The organism is Polaromonas sp. (assembly GCF_018780625.1).
Classification (GTDB): domain Bacteria; phylum Pseudomonadota; class Gammaproteobacteria; order Burkholderiales; family Burkholderiaceae_C; genus Polaromonas.
In genome coordinates, this window is sequence record NZ_JADMJK010000107.1 from 1 (window position 1) to 3,398 (window position 3,398).

A 3,398-nucleotide genomic window follows, 5' to 3' on the forward strand; every position below is an offset into this window, starting at 1 on the left:
AATGCCCGGTCAATGCCATTTATGCCGAAGAAGACACGCCGGCCGACCAGCTGCAATTCATCAAAATCAATGCAGACCTGAGCCGCGCCCCAGGCTGGAAAAGCATCACCAAGCGCAAGGACGCCCTGCCCGATGCCGATGACTGGAAAGACAAGACAGGCAAGCTGTCCGAACTGGTGCGCTGAGTCGCGCACAGTCCTTCACATTACCTAATACCCATTACCACGCGCCGTTTTAATGCAAGCAAGCCGAGACCCCATGGAACCCCAATTGAATCAAGAAGTGATCAACACCGCCGCCGAGCATGACGGTCCAATCGAAACCGATGCCGTCATTGTGGGCGCGGGCCCGGTGGGCCTGTTCCAGGTGTTTGAACTGGGCCTGCTTGAGATCAAGGCGCATGTGATCGATTCGCTGGCCTACCCCGGTGGCCAGTGCATTGAGCTCTACCCCGACAAGCCAATTTACGACATTCCGGCCGTTCCGGTCTGCACCGGCAAGGAACTGACCGACAACCTGCTCAAGCAAATCGAGCCGTTTGGCGCGACCTTTCACTTCGGGCAGGAAGTCAGCGTGGTTGAAAAGCAGGAAGACGGGCGTTTCTTTGTCGAAACCTCCAAGGGCACGCAGTTCCTGACCAAGACCATTTTCATTGCGGCTGGCGTGGGCGCTTTTCAGCCCAAGCTGTTGCGGGTTGATGGACTGGAAAAATTCGACGACAGCCAGTTGTTCTACCGGGTCAAAAACCCGGCCGACTTTGCCGGCAAAAACCTGGTGATCGTGGGCGGCGGCGATTCCGCGCTGGATTGGGCGCTGAATTTCGTCAAGGACGGTCCGAACAAGGCCGAAAGCGTCATCCTGGTTCACCGCCGCGACGGCTTCAAGGCCGCGCCGGCCAGCGTCGCCAAGATGCGGGAGCTTTGCGATGCCTACGAGATGCAGTTCCTCGTCGGCCAGGTCACGGGCTACGATGAAAAAGACGGCAAGCTGACGGGCGCCAAGGTCACCGGCGCTGACGGCATCACCCGCGTGGTGCCACTGGACGTGCTGCTGGTCTTTTTTGGCCTGTCACCCAAGCTGGGGCCCATCGCCCATTGGGGCCTGGACATCGAGCGCAAGCAGCTCAAGGTGGACACCGAAAAATTCTCGACCAATGTGCCGGGCATTTTTGCGGTGGGTGACATCAACACCTACCCCGGCAAGAAGAAGCTGATTTTGAGCGGCTTTCACGAATGCGCACTGGCCGCGTTTGGCGCCGCGCCGTTCATCTTTCCGGACAAGAAAATCCACCTGCAGTACACCACCACCAGCCCCAAGCTGCACAAGGTGCTGGGGGTTGAATCACCGGTATTTGACTGACGCCGGCCCAGGCCCTGAAGCCTTAAAACCCACCTGCCAGCCCGCCCGAGCGCGGGCTTTTTTGCGGGCGTCTGCGCCTTGCGGCTTACCGCAGCGGCAGGAGCTGCATCGCCCGGGGTGCATGGCCATGGTTCAGCGGCCCGCTGCCGGCCCCCGTGCGCACCTTGGCGCCCGCCTCCAGCGCCGCCCGCACAAAAGCGCGCGCGGCCTGCACCGCGTCCAGCAAGCTCGCCCCCAGGGCCAGGCGCGCGGCAATGGCCGACGACAGCGTGCAGCCCGTGCCATGCGTGTTGGCACTGTGAATACGCGGCGCGCGCATCCAGGTCAGCGCGCCGCCTGGCATCAGCAGCAAGTCGCTGACCACCTCGCCTTGCAGGTGTCCGCCCTTGAGCAGCACCGCCCGCGCGCCCATGGCCAGCAAGTCGTGCGCAGCTGCCTCCATGTCGCGCTCATCGTTCAAAGGCCGGCCCACCAGCAAGGCGGCTTCATCCAGGTTGGGCGTGACCAGATCGGCACGCGGAAACAGCTCGCGCACCAGCGCTGCAATCGCCGGATTCTCGATCAGCACCGCGCCACTGGTCGCGACCATCACCGGGTCAAGCACCACATTGACCAGCGCGTGCCGGTCAATCGCCTCTGCCACGGTGTGCACAATCTCGGGCGCGTGCAGCATGCCAATTTTTACCGCATGCAGGCCGATGTCTTCAACCACCGCATCAATCTGCTGGCGCAGCATGTCGGGCGGCACCCCATGAATCGCCCGCACACCTTGCGTGTTTTGAGCGGTCAGGGCGGTGATGGCTGTCATGCCGTAGCAACCCAGGGCGGCAAAGGTTTTCAGGTCGGCCTGAATGCCGGCGCCGCCCCCGCTGTCAGAGCCCGCAATAGACAGCACGCGGGGGTATTCAAATTCAAACATTTCGTCGGTCATGGGTCTATTCTCGTGCGTTTAAAGCGTCGTCACACATTGTCCGCAGGCGCAAGGCCGCAGCGCAGGGGTCATCGGCCGCACACAGCGCGCGCACAACCGGGTCTTAGCCGGGCCATGTTGACACTTCCAGCCTGAGCCGGTTTTCAAATGTGACCCGATCAAGCAGCTGCAGCGCATCCAGGAGACTGACGGCCAGGCGGCCAACCCCCAAGCCGCGCGCTTGCACCTTTTCAGCCGCCACGTCAGCCCAGAAATCTGCAGCACAAAGATGGGGGATCATTATTTCCTTGTCATGGGACCGTGGTGTGGCGCGGGCTGCGCGGGGACCAGTGGCCCACAAAAAAGCCCGCTGACCTTTCGGAAAACGGGCTTTTTCATTTTGTACTCGTCAACCCGGGCCAGAACCAGGGAGGCTCAGTCCTTCTTCCTGGCCTTGGCAGATGCAGCAGAGTCGGTGTTGTCGGCTTCAGGGGCCACGTCTGAGCCTTCCTTCAGTACTTCTTCAAACTCAGCCAACTCTTGCCCAATGGCCGCGTATTTTTTGGACTTGGCTTTGTTGTCGATCCACTTGAGCGCCGCAGCTTCGAGGTCTTCCTTGAAATGAGCGAGTGCTGATTCCTTGGCAGCCTGGGTTGCCGTCTTCGGGGAACTGGACCAGAGATCAATCAGGTCGGACAGGCCATTGTCAAAATCATCGAAGGTTTCAAGGTGGGCCCGTTGCGCATTTTTATCAACCATTTTTTTCTTTCGGTAATTGCATGTGTTTTAGTTTAGCGGAGTGGTGCAGTGGTCGATATCACCCTTGGTCTTGTTTGGATGGTGACGGGATGGCGAAGCGCTTGAACGTTGGCAAATCACGCGGGCTTAAGCACCCTGCAGCCCACCGAACCCATGCGACACCCAAAGAGTTGCTATCGAGGCCTGTTCCAGAAACGAAAAAAACACTTAGGCTTGTGACCTAAGTGCCGGCGCAGCCCATGACCCGTTCAAATTTCACTCAAGCAAAATATTGAGTCATGGAGCTACACAATCAGGCTATTTTGTAGGCAGAAAACCGTAAGCGCGCGGTGAACCCATATTGACCGCAGGCAAGCGGTCATGGCTGGCG

Annotated in this window: 5 protein-coding genes; 2 read left to right on the top strand and 3 right to left on the bottom strand. The window is 59.7% G+C overall.

Annotated features, from left to right (window positions below; genetic code table 11):
* Nucleotides 1-185 (top strand): DUF3470 domain-containing protein (locus tag IV091_RS09570; RefSeq protein ID WP_293468066.1); only part of this gene is annotated, 185 nt, incomplete at its 5' end.
* Between the two features lie 73 nt (nucleotides 186-258).
* A complete protein-coding gene (locus IV091_RS09575) occupies nucleotides 259-1,359 on the top strand; it encodes an NAD(P)/FAD-dependent oxidoreductase (protein ID WP_293468067.1) in 1,101 nt (366 codons plus the stop codon).
* Between the two features lie 85 nt (nucleotides 1,360-1,444).
* On the opposite strand, the gene thiD is transcribed toward IV091_RS09575, so the two are convergent.
* The 3 genes from thiD to IV091_RS09590 all read right to left on the bottom strand — a co-directional run bounded on the left by thiD (nucleotide 1,445) and on the right by IV091_RS09590 (nucleotide 3,028).
* On the bottom strand, nucleotides 1,445-2,290 hold the full coding sequence (thiD, locus tag IV091_RS09580) for a bifunctional hydroxymethylpyrimidine kinase/phosphomethylpyrimidine kinase (protein ID WP_293468069.1): 846 nt from the start codon (nucleotides 2,288-2,290) through the stop codon (nucleotides 1,445-1,447).
* A gap of 103 nt (nucleotides 2,291-2,393) precedes the next feature.
* Nucleotides 2,394-2,570 (bottom strand): hypothetical protein, encoded by a 177-nt coding sequence (locus tag IV091_RS09585; RefSeq protein WP_293468071.1) that lies wholly within the window; start codon nucleotides 2,568-2,570, stop codon nucleotides 2,394-2,396.
* A gap of 134 nt (nucleotides 2,571-2,704) precedes the next feature.
* The gene (locus tag IV091_RS09590; protein WP_293468073.1) at nucleotides 2,705-3,028 is read right to left on the bottom strand and encodes a hypothetical protein; all 324 of its coding nucleotides are present in this window, start codon (nucleotides 3,026-3,028) and stop codon (nucleotides 2,705-2,707) included.
* Between the last annotated feature and the right edge of the window lie 370 nt (nucleotides 3,029-3,398).